Origin of the sequence: Furfurilactobacillus milii, from assembly GCF_009864005.1 — a bacterium.
Taxonomy (GTDB): Bacteria; Bacillota; Bacilli; order Lactobacillales; family Lactobacillaceae; genus Furfurilactobacillus; species Furfurilactobacillus rossiae_B.
Genome location: NZ_WEZQ01000001.1, coordinates 302,280 through 323,865, shown reverse-complemented (window position 1 = coordinate 323,865; position 21,586 = coordinate 302,280). Strand labels below are relative to the sequence as shown.

15 protein-coding genes are annotated in these 21,586 nt (G+C 44.7%); 3 read left to right on the top strand and 12 right to left on the bottom strand.

The genetic code is table 11. The features are described 5' to 3' along the window. Positions 1 to 50: 50 nt before the first annotated feature. Genes GB993_RS01465 through GB993_RS01435 form a run of 7 tightly spaced genes read right to left on the bottom strand, consistent with a single transcriptional unit; the run spans position 51 to position 9,811 of the window. Positions 51 to 914 carry a GGDEF domain-containing protein gene (locus tag GB993_RS01465; RefSeq protein WP_161002801.1) on the bottom strand — a complete coding sequence of 288 codons (864 nt, stop codon included), beginning with the start codon at positions 912 to 914 and terminating at the stop codon, positions 51 to 53. Beyond that, the gene (locus GB993_RS01460; protein ID WP_161002800.1) at positions 889 to 3,039 is read right to left on the bottom strand and encodes a cellulose biosynthesis cyclic di-GMP-binding regulatory protein BcsB; all 2,151 of its coding nucleotides are present in this window, start codon (positions 3,037 to 3,039) and stop codon (positions 889 to 891) included. Before GB993_RS01460 ends, GB993_RS01465 begins: the two co-directional genes overlap by 26 nt. Then, a complete protein-coding gene (locus GB993_RS01455) occupies positions 2,978 to 4,231 on the bottom strand; it encodes a glycosyltransferase (RefSeq protein ID WP_161002829.1) in 1,254 nt (417 codons plus the stop codon). Before GB993_RS01455 ends, GB993_RS01460 begins: the two co-directional genes overlap by 62 nt. Positions 4,232 to 4,279: 48 nt before the next feature. Further along, complete coding sequence (locus GB993_RS01450; RefSeq protein ID WP_161002799.1) at positions 4,280 to 5,869, bottom strand: hypothetical protein; 1,590 nt, start codon at positions 5,867 to 5,869, stop codon at positions 4,280 to 4,282. Beyond that, entirely contained in the window at positions 5,866 to 7,326 is a 1,461-nt protein-coding gene (wsfD, locus tag GB993_RS01445; protein ID WP_161002798.1) for a glycan biosynthesis hexose transferase WsfD, read from the bottom strand. The genes GB993_RS01450 and wsfD overlap by 4 nt, the downstream gene beginning before the upstream one ends. A gap of 2 nt (positions 7,327 to 7,328) precedes the next feature. After that, on the bottom strand, positions 7,329 to 8,420 hold the full coding sequence (locus tag GB993_RS01440) for a glycosyl hydrolase family 8 (protein ID WP_161002797.1): 1,092 nt from the start codon (positions 8,418 to 8,420) through the stop codon (positions 7,329 to 7,331). After that, on the bottom strand, positions 8,417 to 9,811 hold the full coding sequence (locus GB993_RS01435; RefSeq protein WP_161002796.1) for an FAD-dependent oxidoreductase: 1,395 nt from the start codon (positions 9,809 to 9,811) through the stop codon (positions 8,417 to 8,419). The genes GB993_RS01440 and GB993_RS01435 overlap by 4 nt, the downstream gene beginning before the upstream one ends. 737 nt (positions 9,812 to 10,548) lie before the next feature. Here GB993_RS01435 and GB993_RS01430 point away from each other — a divergent pair. Then, positions 10,549 to 11,232 (top strand): EAL domain-containing protein, encoded by a 684-nt coding sequence (locus GB993_RS01430; protein WP_161002795.1) that lies wholly within the window; start codon positions 10,549 to 10,551, stop codon positions 11,230 to 11,232. A gap of 192 nt (positions 11,233 to 11,424) precedes the next feature. On the opposite strand, the gene GB993_RS01425 is transcribed toward GB993_RS01430, so the two are convergent. Genes GB993_RS01425 through GB993_RS01415 form a run of 3 tightly spaced genes read right to left on the bottom strand, consistent with a single transcriptional unit; the run spans position 11,425 to position 15,919 of the window. Further along, positions 11,425 to 12,282 carry a hypothetical protein gene (locus tag GB993_RS01425; protein ID WP_161002794.1) on the bottom strand — a complete coding sequence of 286 codons (858 nt, stop codon included), beginning with the start codon at positions 12,280 to 12,282 and terminating at the stop codon, positions 11,425 to 11,427. Then, positions 12,282 to 14,186 (bottom strand): ABC transporter ATP-binding protein, encoded by a 1,905-nt coding sequence (locus GB993_RS01420; RefSeq protein ID WP_161002793.1) that lies wholly within the window; start codon positions 14,184 to 14,186, stop codon positions 12,282 to 12,284. The genes GB993_RS01425 and GB993_RS01420 overlap by 1 nt, the downstream gene beginning before the upstream one ends. Beyond that, on the bottom strand, positions 14,186 to 15,919 hold the full coding sequence (locus tag GB993_RS01415) for an ABC transporter ATP-binding protein (RefSeq protein ID WP_161002792.1): 1,734 nt from the start codon (positions 15,917 to 15,919) through the stop codon (positions 14,186 to 14,188). Before GB993_RS01415 ends, GB993_RS01420 begins: the two co-directional genes overlap by 1 nt. Positions 15,920 to 16,409: 490 nt before the next feature. Here GB993_RS01415 and GB993_RS01410 point away from each other — a divergent pair, with 490 nt between their 5' ends. Further along, positions 16,410 to 17,561 carry an ArgE/DapE family deacylase gene (locus GB993_RS01410; RefSeq protein WP_161002791.1) on the top strand — a complete coding sequence of 384 codons (1,152 nt, stop codon included), beginning with the start codon at positions 16,410 to 16,412 and terminating at the stop codon, positions 17,559 to 17,561. 111 nt (positions 17,562 to 17,672) lie between these two features. On the opposite strand, the gene purB is transcribed toward GB993_RS01410, so the two are convergent. Then, entirely contained in the window at positions 17,673 to 18,968 is a 1,296-nt protein-coding gene (gene purB / locus GB993_RS01405; RefSeq protein WP_161002790.1) for an adenylosuccinate lyase, read from the bottom strand. Further along, positions 18,965 to 20,278: an adenylosuccinate synthase gene (locus tag GB993_RS01400; protein WP_161002789.1), complete on the bottom strand. Its 1,314-nt coding sequence runs from the start codon at positions 20,276 to 20,278 to the stop codon at positions 18,965 to 18,967. The genes purB and GB993_RS01400 overlap by 4 nt, the downstream gene beginning before the upstream one ends. A 211-nt stretch (positions 20,279 to 20,489) precedes the next feature. Here GB993_RS01400 and GB993_RS01395 point away from each other — a divergent pair, with 211 nt between their 5' ends. Then, the gene (locus tag GB993_RS01395; protein WP_161002788.1) at positions 20,490 to 21,461 is read left to right on the top strand and encodes a GMP reductase; all 972 of its coding nucleotides are present in this window, start codon (positions 20,490 to 20,492) and stop codon (positions 21,459 to 21,461) included. Positions 21,462 to 21,586: the final 125 nt, after the last annotated feature.

The following is a 21,586-nucleotide window of genomic DNA, read 5'->3' as shown; positions in this document are numbered from 1 at the left end:
CCTTTCGCTTTAATGCAGCGCTTTTTATCACGTTATCGTTTCAACAATTATTAGACATCGTATTCCGTTTCTTTAATACCAGCATTCATCATGTCATAAGGATTATGCATCGTGTTATCGTCAAACTCAGCCACCCCGATAACAAGCGACAATTCCATCATTTCTAGCGCCTTGGCGCTGTTGGCAGCTTTGGTGAAGTTATCGCGAATCCGTTGAGCGGCAATACGCGCCCCGGCTGCGTCTGTGAACATAAGCGTTCCCCATGTCGGCGTCACGGTGTCCAAAATGTACCCAATATCATTATCACGGGTGGATTGAACGATCGTATCGGACACTAACCGAATCAAGGCATCCAACTGTTCGTCGCCCATCATCCGTTCCAGTTCAGAGTAATAACGCACGCGGATAATAATTGTCGTCACCGGAATCTTAAAACGAGTATGCGTTTCAAGGTATACATTAGCATCTTCGATATAGGAAACTGTGGTCCGCAAGTTCGTTTGAGCATCAAACGCCCCACGCTCAACCATATCAGTCGTCAACTGCTGATTCTGTTGTTGTAACCGCCGTTGCATCGTGGTCATGCCATAAAAGCTCAGTGACAACAGTAGTGGCATGAGCAGCCAAAAGACTAGCGCTAAGTTAACCGTGTGGTGCCGAACCAGATTGAGGTACACCATCACTAATCCCTGAATAAACATGAACACCAAATTTAATGTCAGACCGGTTGTCAAACTAAAGAAGTAAGTCGTCATCACCAATGCGACACTGATGCCTAAATAAAGCGTATTTAGCAATAGACTGCTTGGCGTCGCTCCGAAAAAGATAGCAGTGATTGCAATCAATCCCAGGAAGGCCAACAAACAAGCATCGGCCATTAAACTGGCGTTATTTGTCTGACGATTGTTTTTCATGAGAACGGCCTCCCTTCCCGATTCGTTGACCGTTCTTGCGGAACATTAGGAACAGCGCATATGCGATGACCACAATCATCAAGAATGCCAAACCAAGGTAAATGGCCAGTGCCGAGTTTTTGTGAATCGTTTGCGTAATAGTCGGTTTAGCTTCAGCATTCTTTTGTTTCTTAAATCGGTAATTATAGTGATTATTGTCTCGGTCCACCAAAATGGCATCCCCAGTATATTGTTGAATGTTGCGCTGAAAGTTAATTTGTGTGGACGCCATCGCGACATCACGACTGTGCGCCGCGGTGACAACCAGCACACCTAACCGCTTATTCCATGGTGACCGCAAGAGTTGATTCGTACCAACGGTTTTGCCATAAGCTGACTCAATACTGAGTTTCTCGTTTGAAAGGAAACCAGTAAACTTTTTATTGTATTGGAAATAAAGTTTGTCGTTCAATGACTTGATAAACGAATTATCTGTCGGCGTTCCAAACGCAATGACGTGGTGTTCGCGAAGAACATTCTTAGGCGGCGTCTTCGTGTAAAACTGAATTGACCCAGTATTGCTTTGGGCAAAGTTGCCAATCAAATTAAAGATGTTCGTCATGGTAGTAAAATCACTCGCACTCAGTGTCTTTGGCCGCACGATGGCTAAATTGTTGAACGACTGATTTTTGATAAACAGACTTGGGTAGTTGCTAAAGAGAATATCCGTGACTGGCTTGGACTTGATGTAAGCCCGCGAATCCGGTTCCACGAACGCCCATGGTGTCTGCGCATTATCACTATCGCTTTGATCCTTCATTTCAAGATCAAACGCTACCCGAATGACAAAGCTGTTGCCCAAAGATTGACCGGTTGGCAAGTTAACGGTCAGCTGATCATTATCTGCATTGGCCGCAGTCAGTTTCTTACTGCCAATCGGCTTGCCGTTGACATAAACGGTAGCCAGTGAACGCGTGAAATCAAGGTTCTTTGCATACCGGAAGTGTACACGGATTTTACTCCCGTCCGCATTTGTACGATCAGTCGGTAAATTAACGAAATAAGTACTCTCCTGATGCTTCGGACCCGTGATTTGATCACCCGTCGACGTTAATTTACGACTGCCTTGATACTGCAGATCAGACGTAAATGTTTGGGTAGCTGCGGAGACATTTTTAGTATCTGCGCTGGTTTCCTTCATCAACTCAGCGTTAGCAATAAACCGTGCCGCCTTTTCCAGATCTTTGCCAGTTGCAGCCGTGACTAAGAGCACATGTTTGTTCCCGTCATAAATTGTTTTAAGCACCGCGTGTTTGGCAACATCCTGACGACTCACGGCCGCCTGATATTTCTTTGGCAGATGCTGGTACGTTGCCATGACAATTTGATAGTCGGCCTTCTTAGCCTTGCTCGTATCAAACGTAGTCACGGGAATCTGGTTATTCTCAGTTGTGATTACCCGTGCGTAACCGGCCAGAGCGTACATGCTGGCAGTCAGCTCATCATTAGTTGCCTGCTTTGGCACAGAAATAACCGAGTTATGGTTCACGATGGTATCCGGTCCGCTGAAATGATCGTAGAACGATTTAATGGCCGTCTCTGGATCCTTCAAGACGTAGCGGAAGTTAACGTTTGCACCGCTATATAACGTGAACCAATTAGCTGGCGTTTGTGCTACTTCGGCCTTGCTCCCGTCAGAATTTAAAATCTGGCCACTGATCTTAATATTGTTCGTGCCACTGAGCAAACGAGTCGGAATGTCGACACTCTTCGTTTGCAAGCCATCCTTATTTTCAGGCCTGAACGAATAAAATTTAACGCCATTAATTGAGACGGTAATGTCAGATGTATCCCCATTAGTTAACTGGCTAACCTGATAGTTCAAATTAAGTGTCGCTTGTTTAACGTCCCAGTAATCCATCTTGATAAAGTACGTATTGGCGGTAATTGAATTGCCTGACAACGTTGTGGTGCTGTTTTGAAATGGCTGCGTATACGTTTGTTCGTCAGCAGCCTTTGCCGGCATTGTTGTGATGACCAAACTAACCGCGAGTGCGAATACCAGCCACAGTAATGAAAATCCTTTACTGGTACCGCTTTGTTTTATACCATTTCGCTTGTTTATGAAAAACCTGTTCTCTAACATAACCCACCATCCCGTAAGCGGCTACTGCAAGCCACATTTGACTATATGTGATGTACATCAAGATAATTATGAGAACGTTGCTAAAGTTCATTTCACCCTTTTCCGTTGTGATTGTGATGTACGTGCTGGCAACAAAAAGAACAATTGCCAATAACCACAACGAATTGCTGAATCCCTGTAAGTTTGAATGAACCTTACCCGCTACCGAGAGGACAAATACAGTGTCGGATAAGACTAACGACGTCATCAGGAGAAAATAAATGGACAAAAAGTACAACAGATCGAAACGAATTGGCCGGCCACGTTTGGTAAATAGCAAATGCGTGTTCTTTAGAATGACGTAGATATTTCCCTTAACCCAGCGCGTTCGTTGATGGAACCACACAGATAACGTTTGTGGCTCCTGCTCCCAAGTAACTGCTTTAGGCTGAAACTTAATGTGAAAACCCTTCATGTAGATTCGAAAGCTGATTTCCGTATCTTCGGCAAGTGCTTTCACATCCCAACCGCCGACTTCTTCCAACAGCGATCGACGAATGACGTAATTGGTTCCCGGAATCGTACATAAATGAAATAACTGTTGTCGCCCTGCCTGCGCCATCCATTGAAAGGACAACGTCTCGATGTTAATGAAGCGTGTGAGTAACGTGGCATTACGATTTCGTGTCCGAAACTTGCCAATCACTGCCCCCAGCGTGTCGTCAGCCATTAACTCGGCAACTAGAATTCGAAGCGCACCACTTTCAGGCGTATTATCCGCATCATAAATGGAAATGACATCGCCTTTGGCAGCGGCAAGACCAATATTCAGGGCGTTAGACTTCCCTTTACCACCATTAGTCTTATCCGTATTGATCACGTGAACCTGACGATGAGGGTACCGCTTTTGCAAATGACCCAACAATTCAGCCGAATTATCATCCGAATTGTCATTAATGATGATAATTTCATAGCGATCGTGTGGGTAATCAAAGTTCAATAGCGACTCAACCGTCTTCACGATAACGATACCCTCGTTGTGGGCAGGAACCATCACCGACACAAACGGCACTTTTTTTGGCAACTCACGCGCAGGTGTTTTCACCTGACGTAAATAATTGACGTATCCTGCAATGACCAAAATAATATTCACGATTAAAATGGTCCAAATTGCCAAAATCGCAATAAAGAGAAAAATATCGAGAATGTTAATGGTAGTTCCTCCCTTCAAGATGCCAAACTGACTGAGCGATGTTTGCCGCTATTTCTTTTTAAACATGCGCCAGTAAACTTGACGACCAACAATATAAAATGCCAACAGGACAATCAGTGACACAATCATGAAGAAGAACAGAAAAACGCCATCGACACTGAAGAATGTGTTTAATGCGCCAGTTGGTGTAACTGGTGCTGGCTTAGTCTGCTTTGGCGGATTGTACGTTGGTACCACTGTTAACTGCCCGTTTAAGTAATAATTGCCATTACGATAGTGCGCCCGCTGGTTGGCAACCGTTGTGGTGCCACTAAACTTACCGGCACTTGGATCTAACCAACTGACCTTGGCAGCACTTACACGCTTCACTAGCCCCGTCAAATCCTTTTGACTATCAGGCATAGTCATCGTAACCGCTGTGGGCGAAGAAAACGAAAGATCTGTTTGTGCTAAGTTGGTCCCGTTGTGAACAGTCTCTAACGATTGTTCTTGAAGTCCATAAAATGCTTGTTTGTATACGCCGGCAGTATTATCAGCATCGGCATTCTTTGTCTCCGATGGATTCTGCATCAAAATGACATTGTTGCTATATGACAATGCGGCAGGCCGATAAACCAAATCCTGATTCCAATAATTTGGCGCACTTAGACCGACTGGGAACACTTGTCGGTCGATGAGCCGCCAAATCTGCGTCTGCATCAGCTGTTTCAGCTGCCCTTGAGTACTGGCCTTGGGGTAATACACAACGGGCGTTCGCAGAAAGACAACCCCGCCATGATTTTCAACCCACTGCAGCTCACTCGTGAACCGTTTGTATGCCGGTAAATCAGTATTAACGGAAATGCTGGTCGTGCTGATGGCAAACGGAATCCCGTTATTCTCTAAATCCGTAGCCAACTTGTGCAGTAAATCCATATTCGTAAATGGCGTCACGTCCGTAATCGTCAGTAACGGCGCATAAGTCGCTGTGTGACCGAAGAAGCGCGCAATCAACCGACTAGCAACAATAAAACTCAGTCCATTGGCCGTCAGATACGGTAGGTAGGCACTGTTTCCATTAATTACACCGTACGGTACCTTTTTGGCGTTTTGACTCTGGGGCACTAAGGTTCCAAATGTCTTCACTGTCGCTGGCGTTTGTGTCGTCACGGCCAAAGACTCACTGAAAGATAATAATTGCCGTGCTGATGATGTGTGGTCGCTTAACCAATACTGCTGGTGATAACGCGGACTAAGTGTCAAGCCAAGCGACTGCCGTTCATCCGTAGCCATTGATGGCCCAATGTGAAGCTTCAATCCCTTAAACGCAGCCCGATCATGAGCAAAGTCACTTGTTGTCAGCTTGGCCTGTGACCAATTCACCATCGTGATGACAGCTTTAAAGTGAAGCCGTTTGATATCGCCAGCGTGGTATTGATCAATACGAATCGTATGGACTTCTAAGTTCAACGACGTCAGCAATCGCTGCATTGCATCAATTTTTGTTTGATCATCGTTAGCGCGATTTTCGCTATCGTAAGCCAGCAGTACCCTTGGTGCACGACTAACCTGACTAGCAGAAGCCGTTACCGATACAGATGATAACAAGCTGAAAATCGTCAACATAAGCAACAGAATAGGGCCAAACCGTTTTTTCATCGCTGCCCACCCCGAATTTCAAATACATGCCAGAGGCGGTGATTCAACAAATCAGAGACGAGTAACGCTAATGACAAATCCGTACACAACGGCACCATAAACAGATGCTTCGCCAAATCCGCGTCTCCGTCACCAATCACAGATGCGATAAAGGTCATGAAAATAATGGCCATGTTCGCAATGATGAGTGCCAATCGAACGACCATTTCCGGATCACCATCACGAATACCGTGATAGGCGCCAAACGCGTACACGCCGATAAATGCGAAGGCAATTAACACATAAAAAGCGAACGTTCGTGGGAAAAATGCGCCCATGATGGTGGAAAAGCCCGTAAAATAATGTGTTTGCGCATATTTTGGCTGACCGGCTGACTTCGTGTAATCACTGACTGCCTTAACCTGCGTCAATTGACCATCCTTAGCGGCCAGATTTAGTAGCGCACCAAATTCTGACGGATGGGTCAATTCATACTTCAAAATCCACATGAAGCTGAACTTATCTGTAAAGTGCTTCTTCATGTACTTACTATTAACGTCAATCGGCGAATAACGATCAAAGTACGTTTGCCCCCGAGTCAAAGCAAATTGACTATCAATACCGCCTTGCATCAACGCCTTTTCAGGATCTTTTGCCTTTAGTAACACGCCGCGGGTCATGGACTGGTACTCATTAATGTTATTAAACGTCTTGGTAATCAAGGCGTAGGTTGCCACCCCAGACGCTAAAATCAGTACAGTACCCAAAATGACGTACAATTTCTCTGCACGTTTGTGAAACACAAACAACAAACTTAGCATTGTCAGCGCAAATCCTAGTGCCAGCGGCGCATTCTGCTGTTTGTTTGTAATCAGGACCACCGTGCTGATAAAGAAGAGCAAGACCATCGGCCAGCGCCGTTTAAAGCGGTGACGCGCCAGTAACAGAATCGAAGAAAACGAATAGAGCATAGCAACGAACATCCCTGGTTCTGCGAAGAAGGAATTAAAATACAGCGTGTATGATGAGTCAGCGAAAACAAAGACAACCATCAGCGCAATAATGTAGTTCCGCCACCGTTTCGAAGGAAATGTTAACGCCTCGGTCAAAAGGTAGATGCCACCAAGAAACAGCACGTAATAAATCAGTCCCATAAACCGAATATCAAACACTTTGGTACTATAGACCAACATGTTTAAGCCAATTGCCGCCTTGATAAATAACGGTTGTGACGAGAATAGTGCCGCTGATGATTCGTTAAAATATTGCATAATGCCATATTTTTGAACCATGTATGTAAAAAAGTAATATGGTTTACCAGTTAATCGATAGAGACCGTTTACGTAGATGGCCCGATCAAAATCGCCATTATTAGCGTATCCATTAACCGGTGGAATGAATAACAGGTACGCCACAATCAGCGCTGACAAGATTACCGCCAACGCCGCTGGTGAAACATGCGACCGAAACCACCACATTACTAATGGGTGACGCCATCCATCGCCACCAGTGCCGTTAAATTGTTAAATGAATATGCCGTATTGGTACTTTCATCCCCGAATCCGCCAGCCAGTGGTGATGCAGCATTTTTAACCTGCATCGCCAACAATTGTTGCTGTCCGGCAGCTTGAAGTTCCTTTTGACCACTAGCGTTTCCAATCATCATGACTAATGCATAATTAGCTGCAGACTGATCTGTTGTTAACGCGTGACCATGCTGGTCATATTGGTTAACCAGCGTCTTATGCTTTGTTTGCTGTAGCAGCCACCGTTCACTAGATGGTTTCAAACGACCGATTTGAGCGACGTGCAGCAACGTCACTAGGCCTTCTGTGGTGTTAATATTACCAGTCGTATATTTGCGTGTGTGATAATTGTACCTTCGTGCGTAAAACGGCATCTTACGATTTATAAAACCGCCTTGAACCAAACGTAACTGCTTTTGATAGACCTTGGTATTACCTTCTACATGCCGTAACGTTAAGAAATCAAAGTAGGATAGCGTCCCTGTCTGTGGTCGCTTTTTTGATTGCGGATCGTAAAAATCTGCAACACGTCCTTGCCTCAAGGCTTGCTTTTGCTGATGATGCCACAGTGACTTAATTTCCCGCTGATAATGTTTCGTTTTAAAGGTTTTATCATACTGAATCAGGGCACCGATAATCCGCAAGTCATCCAGTGTGGCATTTACGTTTGACCGTTTTTTGGTATGTGGATTATACCGATAGCTAAACTGATTGTGCACGTAAAAGGTCTTTTTCGTTTGCTGGTAAAATTTGGCAAAAGCTTCTCGCTGATTCGTGAGCGCAAGGTGTTGCAGATACAAACCGGCAGATTCACTCAACAGTTCATTGCCACTAGCAGTGTCAGCACCTGCATTAACCTGATCATTCACGTTAGTTTTAACACCCTGCTTGGTAACCAGCTTTGTCGTGACAAACTTGGTCAGTGCTTGATGAGCAGATTCCAACGATTGTGCATCGGTGTCGGCTTTAGCGTTCACTAACGGGCCACTGACTACCAGTAAAATAAGTAAACTAACAAGAATTAAATAACGCCGCCGTTGTTTCATAGTTCTGATGCCGCCTGATCACTGTTTTTGGGCGTTTTGCGACCACGTTGTTGTTCCTGAGCCACTGCAATTTGAGCCACTTGATTCAAATAATTGAACGGCTCATCGTAATTTGGCTGAAATAACATGTCAACGAACGCCAAATCGTCAATCGTGTTCTTATTCTGAATGCAAACGGATAACGTGTTCGCTGACTGAGCAACTTCATGTTCACACAGGAGCTGACCACCCAGAATTCGCCGTGAATCCCGATCATAAACCAACGCAATTGTCAGTTTGGCCGTTGATGGCATGTAAGCGGGACGGTAGTTACCTTCATACGTTGCTGTTGCTGCGTCAATTCCCTGCTTTTGTGCGTGAGCGAGCGTGCTCCCCGTCGTTGCCAAAGTACTGCCAAAGATTTCCATCGCCGACGTCGACTGGGTGCCCATGTATTTCAAAGTTGGCGTCAGCAAGTTCAGGCCAACCAACGTGCCTTGGCGAACAGCCGTGGACGCCAAAGGTGCATACAGATTTTCATTTGTCGGGTTAAAGTGAACTGCACAAGCATCTCCGGCCGCAAAGATATGGGGATCGGAACTCTGCATGTAATCGTTGGTTAAAATGGCGCCATTCGGTAACATGTCAACCTGCCCACTCAGCAAACCCGTATTAGGCACAAATCCAGTCGCCACAATCGCTAAATCAGTGGGATAACGACCGCTGTCCGTTTCCACAAGGATCCCGTCACCGTCTGGGTCTGCACTAAAACCAGTCACACGTTCGTGCAAATGTACGTCGACATCATGGTCAACCAACCGTTGCGTAATGTTTTCAGACAACATTTGGTCAACGGAGTGAACCAAAATTTGTTTGTGATTCTGGAACAGACTGACTACATGTTCTGTGCTAGCGTAGCTTTCCGCCAACTCCACACCAACGTAGCCTGCGCCAACAATGGTAATGTGCTTATTTTCCTCAGCCGTTTTATAAATCTGTTTGGCTTGGTCATAATCTTTACATAACAACACCCGGCGTGAGTCGATTCCCTTCAATGGTGGAACAATCACTGTTGATCCGGTCGTCATCACTAGACGATCATAATGAATTGTTTCAACATCCTTATTAATAAGGTCTTCGACGACTACTGTTTGTCGTTTAGCATCAATCTTTAACACATCATGCTTTACATGAACGTGTGCACCTAATTTACGCAGAGCTTCAGGGCTCGAATAAAACATGTCCTCCAACCGTTGCACACGGCCGTCCAAATATAATGAAATCCCACATGACAGGAAAGAAATATTGTCATGCCGTTCATAAACCTCAACGTCTAAATCCGGATTAGTCACTAACATCTGACTAACCGCAGCGGTACCTGCATGTGTACAACCAACAACAATAACTTTCATGAAAGTTCATCCCCAAAATTTAATTAATAGCTTATGACTCTCATAAAGAAAACTACGGTAATACGGCCATCATAATCGGCTTACCTTAAAATTAACTTTATAAAATGTTTTATAGCTCGTTTTTTAAGTCGCAAAAACATCGACAAGCTTGATTAAATCAACGATTCTTAACGCTTGACCACAGTTAACCAGCAACTGTACCATAGGTCAAGTAGTTCACCATAATTAACTCAAGTTTGTCTTTTCATCACTAACTTGAGTCATAATATGTAGTACTTGTATTTGCGATAAAGGTCGCCTTCGGTTGTCAACACGGAAACACCGGCGTGGGAGCGGTTCAAGCCTCAAAGCCCGAGTCTTCGCGACCGTCCCAGTGCTGTACATCAGGAAAACCACCTGATTACAGCCCCCTTCACGCCTTGGTTTCCTTGTTGACGCCCTTCGGATTACATTACAAACTCAGACTGCCTTTAATTAGAAATAAGCTTGTTCAAAAAAATACAATTTGTTTCTACGGTAATATGAGTTGAGTCGACTAGAGACAGAGTTCCGTGTCGACAGCACTTAATGGTGCGGGTTTGACCATTTAGTGCTGTGGGACGAGTTCTGAGACGAACTTTGGCTCAGAATCGAGGTTGAGACCGGTCCTCAGGGAACGGCGCCTCTGGTCGACGCAACGATGGCATAAGAACTGTAATAACCAGTTTGTTGATATAAAATGCAAAGGATGGATGAGCATGTTTCGTTTCTTTATACAACCTCAATTGAATATCGCCACCAATTCAATTATTGGTTATGAAATGCTCTTAAAAGAGCACACGCCAGATGGTTGGCGGGTTCCAACGTCTTTTGACAGTATTACGCCGCAAAACTGGACGGAATTATTCGTGGCCTCAACCAAGCTCTTATCATTAAAGATCCATTCCGTATCCGTTAACTTGGATCGTCGCCAGCTTATGAATGACGACATCGCCCAATCAGTGATTGACGCGCAAGAACGCATGCGCCCCATGCGCGTGGTCGTCGAGTTAACAGAACGGGTTGGTAAAGTCCCATTCACAAACGACGAGTTGATTCCGCAAATCCAGCAGTTCACTAATCGTGGCATGGACTTTAGTCTAGATGACGTCGATAGTGGCGATAATCATTACAACAACATCAAAGCACTCCTGCCGTATGCTGATGAGGTCAAGTTTGCCTTGCAAAACTTTAAGCAGGGATTGATGTCACCCAACATCCGAGAAGAATTAGAGACTTGGCTTAGCATTACTCGCCAATACAATCAGCGATTAGTGCTTGAAGGCATCGAAGATGAGGTCGGTGATGACATTGCCAACGAAATGGGCATCAATATTCGCCAAGGTTACTATTACGGCAAACCGCATCTATTGGCGTTGGGTCAGGATAAAACATTTTCCTAGCAGCCCTAATTTTGATAATGCCGTTTCTGACTAAAGTTAGCAAAGCGCTTCACGCCTATGCTTATCACTTTAAAAAACAACATGTCAATTTACAATTATTTGGTCCGATAGCGGTCTAATTTGGCTGAATATTTAACAAAAATCGCCCTCCCTAAATTTTAGGGAAGGCGATTTTTTTGAACCGTAATAACATTACTTGACGACAAAAATGTAAATATCAGCAGGTGATAGTCCAATCGTGAACTTAACACCTTTAGAATAGATTGGATCAATGGAACTGGAACCGCTCTTAACGCTCTTTGTTTCCTTGCCAAATTGCTTCATCACACTCTTAGAGTCCGCACCGACACCGTTTGTTAAAAGCGCGAAGCTCGTGCCAAACTGCTTTTGGGTAGCCTTTTGCTTAAATGCCTTGGTCGGCACAATCATCGTTGCGCCGAGAACTTGCCCATTCTGAACGTTCATTCGAATGCGGTAGTCTTTGGTCGAAACAACGTCGCTAACCCCATTAGCGGGTGTTTTAACGGGCAGTAATTGATCTTTGGCCTGTTGTTTGGCCGTAGTCATTGCTGCCTGAACATCCTTTTGCAAAGCGCCAACTTGAGCAGCAGCCGCTGGCGTTGGTTGTTTCTTCAAACTTGCCGCAGCCTTTTGCAGTGCCATTGCCTTGCCCTGATCAGCTTTGCTTAATTTAGAACCCGTTAGCGCCTGATTGAACGACTTTTGCAAGGTTTGATAATCAGTCAAAACCTTAGCCGCTGAAACGTGGATTGTTTTACGCGAACCATTAGCGGTCAACTTAACGGACTGGCGTTTGGTCGTTGTGGGTACCTGAATGACAAACGTCCCATTATGCACAGTTAATGATTCTTTTGTGTGGTCATCAACTTGATAGGTCACCTTATTAGCGTTGGTGTGTCCTTTCACCGCGGCAACCATGCCGTCCTGATGATACGTTTCATTCGTAGTTGTCAGTGACGCGCGCCCACAACCAGCCAAGGCGAGGACGGAAGCCGCAGCAACAATGCCTAATATTGTCTTTCGTTGCATTACGATTCCTCCCCTTCACTCATGCTGATGTTGCCGGCAAACTGACTATTGTAGAGGTCAGCGTAAAATCCGTTAGCCGCCATCAATGCATCATGGTTACCTGTTTCAACAACAGAACCATGATTCATAACAATGATGTTATCGGCGTTTCTAATTGTAGATAACCGGTGCGCAACAACGAAACTCGTTCGATTTTGAAGTAACTGTTCCATGGCATGCTGAATTTGAACTTCAGTCCGCGTATCAACGGAACTCGTCGCTTCATCAAGAATCAGAATTTCGGGATCCGCTACAAATGCCCGGGCAATCGTTAATAATTGACGTTGTCCCTGGGAAATGTTCGACGCTTCCTCATTCAATACAGTTTTGTACCCTTCTGGCAACTTACGAACAAATTCATCGACGTGAGCGGCCTTAGAGGCAGCCATAATCTCATCGTCCGTGGCGTTTTCACGCCCGTATTTCAAGTTATCCCAGATTGTGCCAGTAAACAACCAAGTATCTTGAAGCACCATCGCAAAGTGTGAGCGCAAGTCTTCACGTTGAAGGTCACGGGTATCCGTACCGTTCAAACGAATCGAGCCACCCTTAACGTCATAAAAGCGTTCCAATAGGTTGATAATGGTTGTCTTCCCAGCACCGGTTGGCCCAACAATGGCAACCTGTTGACCCTTCTTAACAGCTAAGTTGTAATCAGTCATCAACAGTTCGTCATCGTAACCAAACTGCACGTGATCCAGTGTCAGCAAGTTTGGATCATCAGGCTGCGCAGGCAAGTTTGACTGTGTTTGCTTCATTTCTTCTTCCTCAAGCACATCAAAGACCCGTTCAGCTGACGCAATCGTTGATTGAATCGTATTCAGTAAGTTTGCCAACTGCGAAATTGGTTGTGAGAATTGCTGCGTGTATTGAAGGAAGGCCTGTACGTTACCAAGGGTGACATTCCCATTAGCAACTTGAATCCCACCAACAATCGCCACAAACACGTAACCAATGTTGTTCAAGAACATCATCAGCTGCATGATAATTCCGGAAATAAACTGCGCTTTCCAAGCCGCTTTATAATACGTTTCATTCTGCGTTTCGAAGTCCTTGATGGCATCGTCTTCCTTATTGAAGCTCTTAACCACCTCGTGACCTGAGTAGTTTTCTTCAACTTGGTTGTTGATCAACCCAAGGCTTTTTTGCTGCTGACCAAAGTAGCGTTGTGACTTCGGTGCCAAAACCCCAACAACGACTAAACTGAGCGGAATGGTTACCAATGCGATCAGCGTTAATTGCCAACTAATTGTTAACATCATCCACAAGGTGCCGACAAACGTGACCAAACTGGTAATCGCTTGCGTCAGACTCTGTTGCAGCGTGCTGGCGATATTATCCATATCGTTGACCGCACGACTCATAATGTCCCCGTTGTTATGCGTGTCGTAATACTTGATCGGCACTAAACGCATCTTGCCTTTAAACTCACGCCGTAATTTGTACACAGTCTGCTGAGAGATCCGCGTCATAATGTACTGTTGCAGGAAGTTGAACAAGGCAGAAGCCAAATACATAATCAAAACAACAACGATAATATTAAAGACTTTTTCGAAGTTGATTGGGTAGTGACTCATGGCGATGCCGGCCTTTTGATGCGCGACACCCGTCATAATTCCTTTGTAAATTTCGGTTGTTGCTTGACCCAAAATCTTTGGTGTACGAATTTGGAACACAACCGCCGTGATGGCGAAAACGAGCACCATAATCATGCCAAACCAACGATCTGACATGTATTTCATTAATCGAATAAACGTGCCGAAGAAGTTGTTAGGCTTTTCAACTAAACCAGGGCCTGATCCCGGACCGTGTCCGTGACCGCCAGTTGGTCGTGGTGTCTGTGTTTTCTTTGCATTATCACTCATTACAGACCCGCCTCCCCTTCACGTAACTGAGACCGCATAATTTCTTGATAAACTTTGTTGGACTGTCGCAATTCTTCGTGTGTGCCCTTACCGACTAGCTTCCCGTTATCAAGCACTAGAATCAAGTCTGCATCAGCCACTGTGGCAATTCGTTGTGCAACAATCACAACAATACTCTGTTGAATCCGTTTGTCCTGACGCAGTTGACCACGCAATTTAGCATCAGTCTTAAAGTCCAAAGCGGAGAAGGAATCATCAAACACATAGGTGCTGGCGTCCTTCACTAATGCACGGGCAATGGCTAACCGTTGACGTTGACCACCAGAGAAGTTTGCACCACCTTGTTCAACATGGGCGTCCAAGCCACCCTCCTCTTTAACGAAGTCGGTTGATTGGGCAATATCTAACGCTTGCCAGATTTCATCATCTGTCGCGTCCTCTTTACCAAACTTCATGTTGTCGCGAATAGTACCAGTAAACAATGTTGCCTTTTGTGGCACCATCGCGACTTCACCATGAAGTGTCTTAACGTCTTGTTGACGCACATCAACGCCATTCACATTGACGCTCCCTTTTTCAACATCAAAGAAACGAGGAATTAGGTTAACCAGCGTTGTTTTACCAGAACCGGTACCACCGATGATGGCCACCGTTTGGCCAGCCTTAGCACTAAAGTCAATGCCGCTTAAAGCAGGCTGTTCGGCGTGGCGGTAACGGAATTCAACGTTATCAAATGCCAGTTGTTTGGCTTCACCAGTTGCTGGCGTAGTGGGGTGTTCTGGATCCTTAATGCTAGAATCCAGTGATAAGACTTCCTGAATCCGCGTTGCCGAAGCGGCCGCACGAGGCAGAAAGGCCATGACCATTGCGAGCATCATGAAGCTCATCAAGACTTGCATAGCATATGTCATGAAGGCAATCATGTTCCCGACTTGCATCGCCTGCGAACTGATCAGCTTGCCACCGAACCAAACAATGGCAACGTTTGTCGCGCTCATAATCAGCGTCATCACAGGATAGGCAAACGCCACGATCGTATTAACCTTAATCGAATTGTCCGTGTAGTCCTGGTTGGCTGCTTCAAAACGATCCTGTTCAAACTGATCCTGACGGAAAGCCCGAATAACGCGAACACCAGTTAGACCTTCACGAAAGACCAGGTTCAAACGGTCCGTCTTCGTTTGCATAGCACGGAACCGCGGAATCGCTAAGCCCATAATCAAACCAATACAAATTAGTAAGACAGGAATCGACACCACGAAAATCCATGACAACTGGTGGCTCTTGTTATAGGCCAAGAAACTCGCACCAATCAGCATAATCGGTGCCATAATCATCATTCGTAAAGCAATCATGGCAACGTTTTGAATCTGGACCACATCGTTGGTTGTTCGTGTGATCAATGATGAAGTTTCTACCTTATTAAACTCATCATTGGCAAAGTTCATTACTTTGCTATAGATGTCACTCCGTAAGTTTTGACCTAACTTTTGTGAAGAACGCGCTGCTAACAACACGTTCAACACTGCGGCCGCCACTGACAGTAACGAAAAACCGATCATTTCAAAACCGATTTTCCATATGTAACTAATGTCACCCTTTGCCACCCCGTTATTCACAATGTCTGATGTTAAACTGGGCAAGTTTAGGTTGGCTATGACCTGAATAATCATAAAAAATACGGCCCCGAGTACCGCCCATAATGAAATTCGGCCCCTAGCTATTTTTAGCATTTGGCACGTTCCTCCTCGTTCGTAAGCAAAGATGTGACGATGATTGACACAAAATAAACCTAGCTATTATACGCCAAAGAAAGGCGTATTCTCTAACTTAATTTACTCAAAATAACTGTAAATTAATTCATTTTTATCAATTGACGTTATATCTGCTATTTCGTCCGTAACAATCTATTTTTCGCACGAAGCAGAGTGAGTATATCACTTACTGTTTCTTATGGAAACTATTTTAAACTGACTTTTTAATAATTTCCAAGTTTAGTAAAACGATAAATTACTATTTGTGTTTAAGTAATTAACAATATTATTATAGTGTTTGAAATAGCAATTGCAAGCCTTTGTTTGTTAAACCATGCTTATTTAATCCCGCCAATTACAAAAATCGATGCCATTCGGTATCAAAGAATTGACCGTTTTGTCTTCCCAACTTACGCTGTTACCAAACAGATCCAATCACCGCCCTGACTGAGTGTAAGGAGGAAGCAATATGAAGCAAGGAGAACAATTGCAGCTACTGTCCGACCTTATTGGCGTACCATCAGTGAATGGTCGCGAACGTGAAGTAGCGCTTATCCTACAATCTTTTCTAAAGGGTCACGGCATTACTGCGCACTTAATCGATTATGGTAACGACCGTTCAAATTTGATTGCGAGTTACGGCGATAAAAATACACCAGTACTCGGGTTTTCGGGCCACATGGACGTCGTGACTGCTAATGAAAAGGAATGGCAATCATCTCCGTTTGCACTAACTGCTGTGGGCGATTATCTCGTTGGCCGCGGCACAGCTGACCAGAAAGCGGGCGTCGCAGCACAAGCAATTGCGCTAGCCGAATTAGCCGATGCACACACCAAACTAAATGGGCAAGTGCGACTGCTATTCACGGTTGGCGAGGAAGTTGGTGAATACGGTGCTCAACAACTGACCGAACTAGGCTACGCAGATGATCTGTCCGGATTAGTGATTAGTGAACCCTCTTCCCAGGACGTTTGGTACGCTAATCAGGGATCAATTGACTACACAGTCGTATCTACCGGTAAGACCTCCCATAGTTCGATGCCTGATTTAGGCGTTAACGCACTGGACAACTTGGTTACCTTTTACAATGCGTTACAGCAAGCCTTGCAATCGCACCAAGAAGAAAGTCCTATTTTAGGTAAATTTCACAATAGTGTGACCACTTTCCACGCCGGCGATCAAGTTAACACCATCCCCAACCACGCCGAATTACAAGGCAACGCCCGGACTATCCCAGAGTTCGATAACGCTGCTTTTATTGATCTCTTAACTAACGTTGTTAACCGGTTAAATGAAGCGCCATTAATGAATCTTGCCCTCACCATTAACTTCAACAAGATACCAGTTGTAAGTGATAAAAACTCACTTTTAGTCCACCAAACCGTTGATATTGCTCAAGAAATTACTGAAAAAGCACCGCAGGTAATCGGCATGGTCGGCACAACCGACTCCTCAGAGTTCGTCAAGGCCAAGACTCATTTCCCCATCATTGTTTATGGACCAGGAATCACGCAGCAGGCCCATCAGCCAAACGAATATGTCTCCAAACGTGCCTATTTGCAAAGTATCGATGTGTATCGTGAATTAGCGAAGCACTTTTTAAATAAAGCGGATGACTAGTGCTTATTTTAAAAAAAGTCCGATTATGGGCCAACTCAATGGTGAGTGGGCTCGTAATCGGACTGCTTTTATTAATTTCAGGATGTCCGCAAGCACAGCGGAACGCAGCGCTTACTCGATGCCAACACGTTTGAAAATCTCATCAACATACCGCAAGTGACGTTGCACATCAAACACAGCAGTCACTTCATCCGGCGTCAAGTATTGGTTGACAAAGGTACTGGCCATCGCCAGTTGTTGAAATGTTTTATCGGTGGTCATTGCCTGTTGCGCCAACTGTTGCACATGATCGTAAGCTGTTTCACGACTGATGTCCTTGTCAATTAAGGCTAGTAGCAATTGTTGACTGAACACCAGGCCACCACTGGATTCAATGTTGTGAATCATCCGGTCCTCATTGACGACCAAATTTTTCATGATGCGATTAAAACGATGCAGCATATAATCTAACAGCTCAGTCGTGTCCGGCAAAATGATTCGTTCGGCGGAAGAGTGCGAAATGTCGCGCTCGTGCCACAAAGATACATCTTCAAAAGCCGTAATCATATGTCCACGAATTACCCGAGCCAAACCCGTAATGTTTTCTGAGCCAATTGGATTATGTTTATGAGGCATCGCTGAAGAACCTTTTTGCCCAACGGAAAACGGCTCAGCCACCTCACCAATTTCCGTTCGCTGTAAACCGCGAATTTCCGTTGCAAAGTTTTCTAAGCTAGTCGCAATGAGTGCTAATACGCTCAAATAGTGTGCGTGAAGATCCCGTGGCAACACCTGACTGGTCACTGGTTGCGGGCGCAGTCCAAGTTGATCACAAACGTCCTGTTCCACTTGTGGGGGAATATTTGCAAAAGTGCCCACTGCACCACTTAACTCACCCACAGCCATTTCATCAGTCACTGCTTGTAAGCGCGTGATGTCACGATTAATTTCATCTACCCACCGTGCTAATTTAACGCCAAACGACATCGGTTCCGCCTGAATGCCGTGTGTGCGTCCCATCATTACCGTGTGGCGATAACGTTTTGCCTGCTTGATCAATGTGTCTCTTAATGTTTGCATATCTGTCATCAATAGGCCATTAGCGGCTTTTAATTGCAATTCCTGAGCCGTATCCACAACATCCGTGCTCGTCAGGCCATAATGAACCCACTTTCGTTCATCGCCCAGCGATTCGGATAACATGCGTGTGAATGCCACCACATCATGATGGGTTTCTGCTTCAATTTCCTGCATTCGATCAACGTTTATGACGGCATGCTCACGTAAGGCATCAACATCCGCCTGTGGGATCTTGCCTAAGTTTGCCCACGCCTGACACGCTGCCACTTCGACCTTTAGCCATTGTTGCAACTTATTTTTCTGTGACCAAATTTGGCCCATTTCCGGTCGCACGTAGCGATCAATCATGCCATTTCCTCAACTTTCATATCATCTTGCCAAACATCTTTCAAAACCATTGTCTGTTTACGATCTGGTCCAACAGACAAAGTTGCTAATGGTAAACCAGTTAATGACATGACGCGTTCCACATACTGGCGTGCATTCTTTGGTAAGTCATCCACTGTTTTACAATTTGTGATATCTTCCGTCCAGCCAGGCAAGGTTTCGTACACTGGTTTGCAGCGCAATAAAGCTTCCCGCCCAGCAGGATAACGATCAATTGTTTCACCATCCAGCTCATAAGCTGTACAAATTTTTAACTCTGGCAAACCGGTCAGAACATCTAAACAGTTTAACGCCAAGTAGTTTAAGCCGGATACACGTTTGGCATGTCGCAAAACGACCGTATCCAGCCAACCAATTCGGCGAGGCCGTTTCGTGACGGTCCCATATTCGTGTCCCACTTCACGAATGTGGTCACCTTTCTCGTCATGTAATTCAGTTGGGAACGGACCATCGCCAACCCGAGACGTATAGGCCTTTGCCGCACCAATAACGGCTGAAATTCTAGTCGGTCCGATGCCACCACCAATAGTGACACCGCCTGCAACTGGATTAGATGAAGTTACATAAGGATAAGTTCCGTGATCAATATCTAGCATTACCCCTTGCGCACCTTCAAACAACAAACGTTGGCCATTAGCAAGCGCATCATCAAGCACTTTTGAAGTATCAGTTACATATTTGGCGAGCCTTTCGGCATAACCCTGATAGGCTTTTAGTAATGGTTCAAACGCAATCGGTTCCGCACCATACAATTTAGCCAACAACTCATTTTTAGCTATGACATTGCGAGCGAGCAATGTTTTAAAAGTTTCTGGTTCCAATAAATCGGCCACTCGAATGCCAATTCGTGAAGCTTTGTCCATATATGCGGGGCCAATACCCTTATTTGTCGTGCCAATCTTACTGCCTTTTTTACTGGCTTCTTCTAATTGATCTTGCAAAATATGATATGGAAAAATCACGTGAGCACGATCAGAAATTCTTAAGTTATCGGTACTAATGCCGCGTTCATGTAAGTAATCAATTTCAGCTAACAATGTTTTGGGATTCAGCACAACACCGTTGCCAATCAAACATTGTTTATCACTTTCAAAAATTCCTGAAGGCAATAGTTGTAGCTGGTACTTTTCGCCGTTAAAGGTAATGGTGTGTCCCGCATTGTCGCCACCTTGGTAACGTGAAATCACGTCAGCCTGCTGACTGACAAAATCGGTAATCTTTCCTTTACCCTCGTCGCCCCATTGACTCCCAACAATCACTACTGCTGTCATTATGTCACCTCAAATTTTATTTGTCGAACAACAATGAGAACTATAACAGGTAAAGTTCGGATAATCAACTAAAACTGTATAATCTAATTATTAATAAATTTATTGTTCTTGTTTTAGCGAATTTTAATTTGACAGAAAGATTTAAAACGATTATTGTATCTCGTGTTGACGAACTTTAATCAATAAATGACAGAAAGAGGTTTTCACCTTCATGGAAATATTTGATTATGAAGACGTTCAGTTAATCCCCAACAAATGTTTGATTGAGAGTCGTTCTCAGGCGGATCCAAGTATTACGTTTGGTGGTCATCACTTCAAGCTTCCTGTGGTTCCAGCGAACATGGCAACTGTCATCGATGAACAGTTAGCTACCTGGATGGCAGAACATGATTATTTTTATATCATGCACCGCTTCGAACCAGAAACAAGATTACCTTTTGTTCGGAAAATGGCGAAGAAACATCTGATTAGTTCAATCAGTGTTGGTGTAAAACCGAACGAAAAACAGTTTATCGATGATTTGACCAGTGAAAAGTTAACACCAGACTTCATTACCATTGATGTCGCTCACGGTCATGCCAACAGCGTTATTGAAATGATCCATTACATTAAAAAACGCCTCCCAAAGGCATTCGTGATTGCTGGTAACGTGGCAACGCCTGATGCCGTACGTGAACTTGAAGACGCTGGCGCCGATGCAACAAAAGTTGGCGTTGGCCCTGGTAAAGTTTGCATTACGAAGTTGAAGACTGGTTTTGGTACCGGTGGTTGGCAGCTGGCAGCTGTTCGCTGGTGTGCAAAGGCTGCGCGCAAGCCAATTATTGCGGATGGCGGAATCCGTCACAATGGCGATATTGCTAAATCCATTCGCTTTGGTGCCAGTATGGTAATGATTGGTTCACTGTTTGCCGGTCATCGTCAGTCACCAGGCCATGACATTATGATCAATCACCGCCACTTCAAGCAATATTACGGTTCAGCATCCGAAAACCAAAAGGGTGGTCATAAAAACGTTGAAGGTAAAGATATCCTAGTAGATTACCGTGGCGAAATCAGCGATACATTAACGGAAATGACAGAAGATCTTCAATCATCTATTTCATATGCAGGTGGGAGTGACCTTACAGCACTCAAAACCGTCGATTATGTCATCGTGCGCAACACCATTACAAATGGCGATTAATTAAAACTCAAAAAGGGCGCTACCAAGTTCTGATTAAACTCAGAATTTGGTAGCGCCCTTTCAATTCAACTTTTTTAATTTCGATGTTAGTTGTAAAACGGACTAACTAATTGGAAATAAAATTA

What these genes read in the sequence shown, in the direction of transcription:
- GB993_RS01465 (WP_161002801.1), bottom strand. Translation starts at nt 914, where the DNA reads ATGAAAAACAATCGTCAGACAAATAACGCCAGTTTAATGGCCGATGCT.
- GB993_RS01460 (WP_161002800.1), bottom strand. Translation starts at nt 3,039, where the DNA reads ATGTTAGAGAACAGGTTTTTCATAAACAAGCGAAATGGTATAAAACAA.
- GB993_RS01450 (WP_161002799.1), bottom strand. Translation starts at nt 5,869, where the DNA reads ATGAAAAAACGGTTTGGCCCTATTCTGTTGCTTATGTTGACGATTTTC.
- wsfD (WP_161002798.1), bottom strand. Translation starts at nt 7,326, where the DNA reads ATGTGGTGGTTTCGGTCGCATGTTTCACCAGCGGCGTTGGCGGTAATC.
- GB993_RS01440 (WP_161002797.1), bottom strand. Translation starts at nt 8,420, where the DNA reads ATGAAACAACGGCGGCGTTATTTAATTCTTGTTAGTTTACTTATTTTA.
- GB993_RS01435 (WP_161002796.1), bottom strand. Translation starts at nt 9,811, where the DNA reads ATGAAAGTTATTGTTGTTGGTTGTACACATGCAGGTACCGCTGCGGTT.
- GB993_RS01430 (WP_161002795.1), top strand. Translation starts at nt 10,549, where the DNA reads ATGTTTCGTTTCTTTATACAACCTCAATTGAATATCGCCACCAATTCA.
- GB993_RS01425 (WP_161002794.1), bottom strand. Translation starts at nt 12,282, where the DNA reads ATGCAACGAAAGACAATATTAGGCATTGTTGCTGCGGCTTCCGTCCTC.
- GB993_RS01420 (WP_161002793.1), bottom strand. Translation starts at nt 14,186, where the DNA reads ATGAGTGATAATGCAAAGAAAACACAGACACCACGACCAACTGGCGGT.
- GB993_RS01415 (WP_161002792.1), bottom strand. Translation starts at nt 15,919, where the DNA reads ATGCTAAAAATAGCTAGGGGCCGAATTTCATTATGGGCGGTACTCGGG.
- GB993_RS01410 (WP_161002791.1), top strand. Translation starts at nt 16,410, where the DNA reads ATGAAGCAAGGAGAACAATTGCAGCTACTGTCCGACCTTATTGGCGTA.
- purB (WP_161002790.1), bottom strand. Translation starts at nt 18,968, where the DNA reads ATGATTGATCGCTACGTGCGACCGGAAATGGGCCAAATTTGGTCACAG.
- GB993_RS01400 (WP_161002789.1), bottom strand. Translation starts at nt 20,278, where the DNA reads ATGACAGCAGTAGTGATTGTTGGGAGTCAATGGGGCGACGAGGGTAAA.
- GB993_RS01395 (WP_161002788.1), top strand. Translation starts at nt 20,490, where the DNA reads ATGGAAATATTTGATTATGAAGACGTTCAGTTAATCCCCAACAAATGT.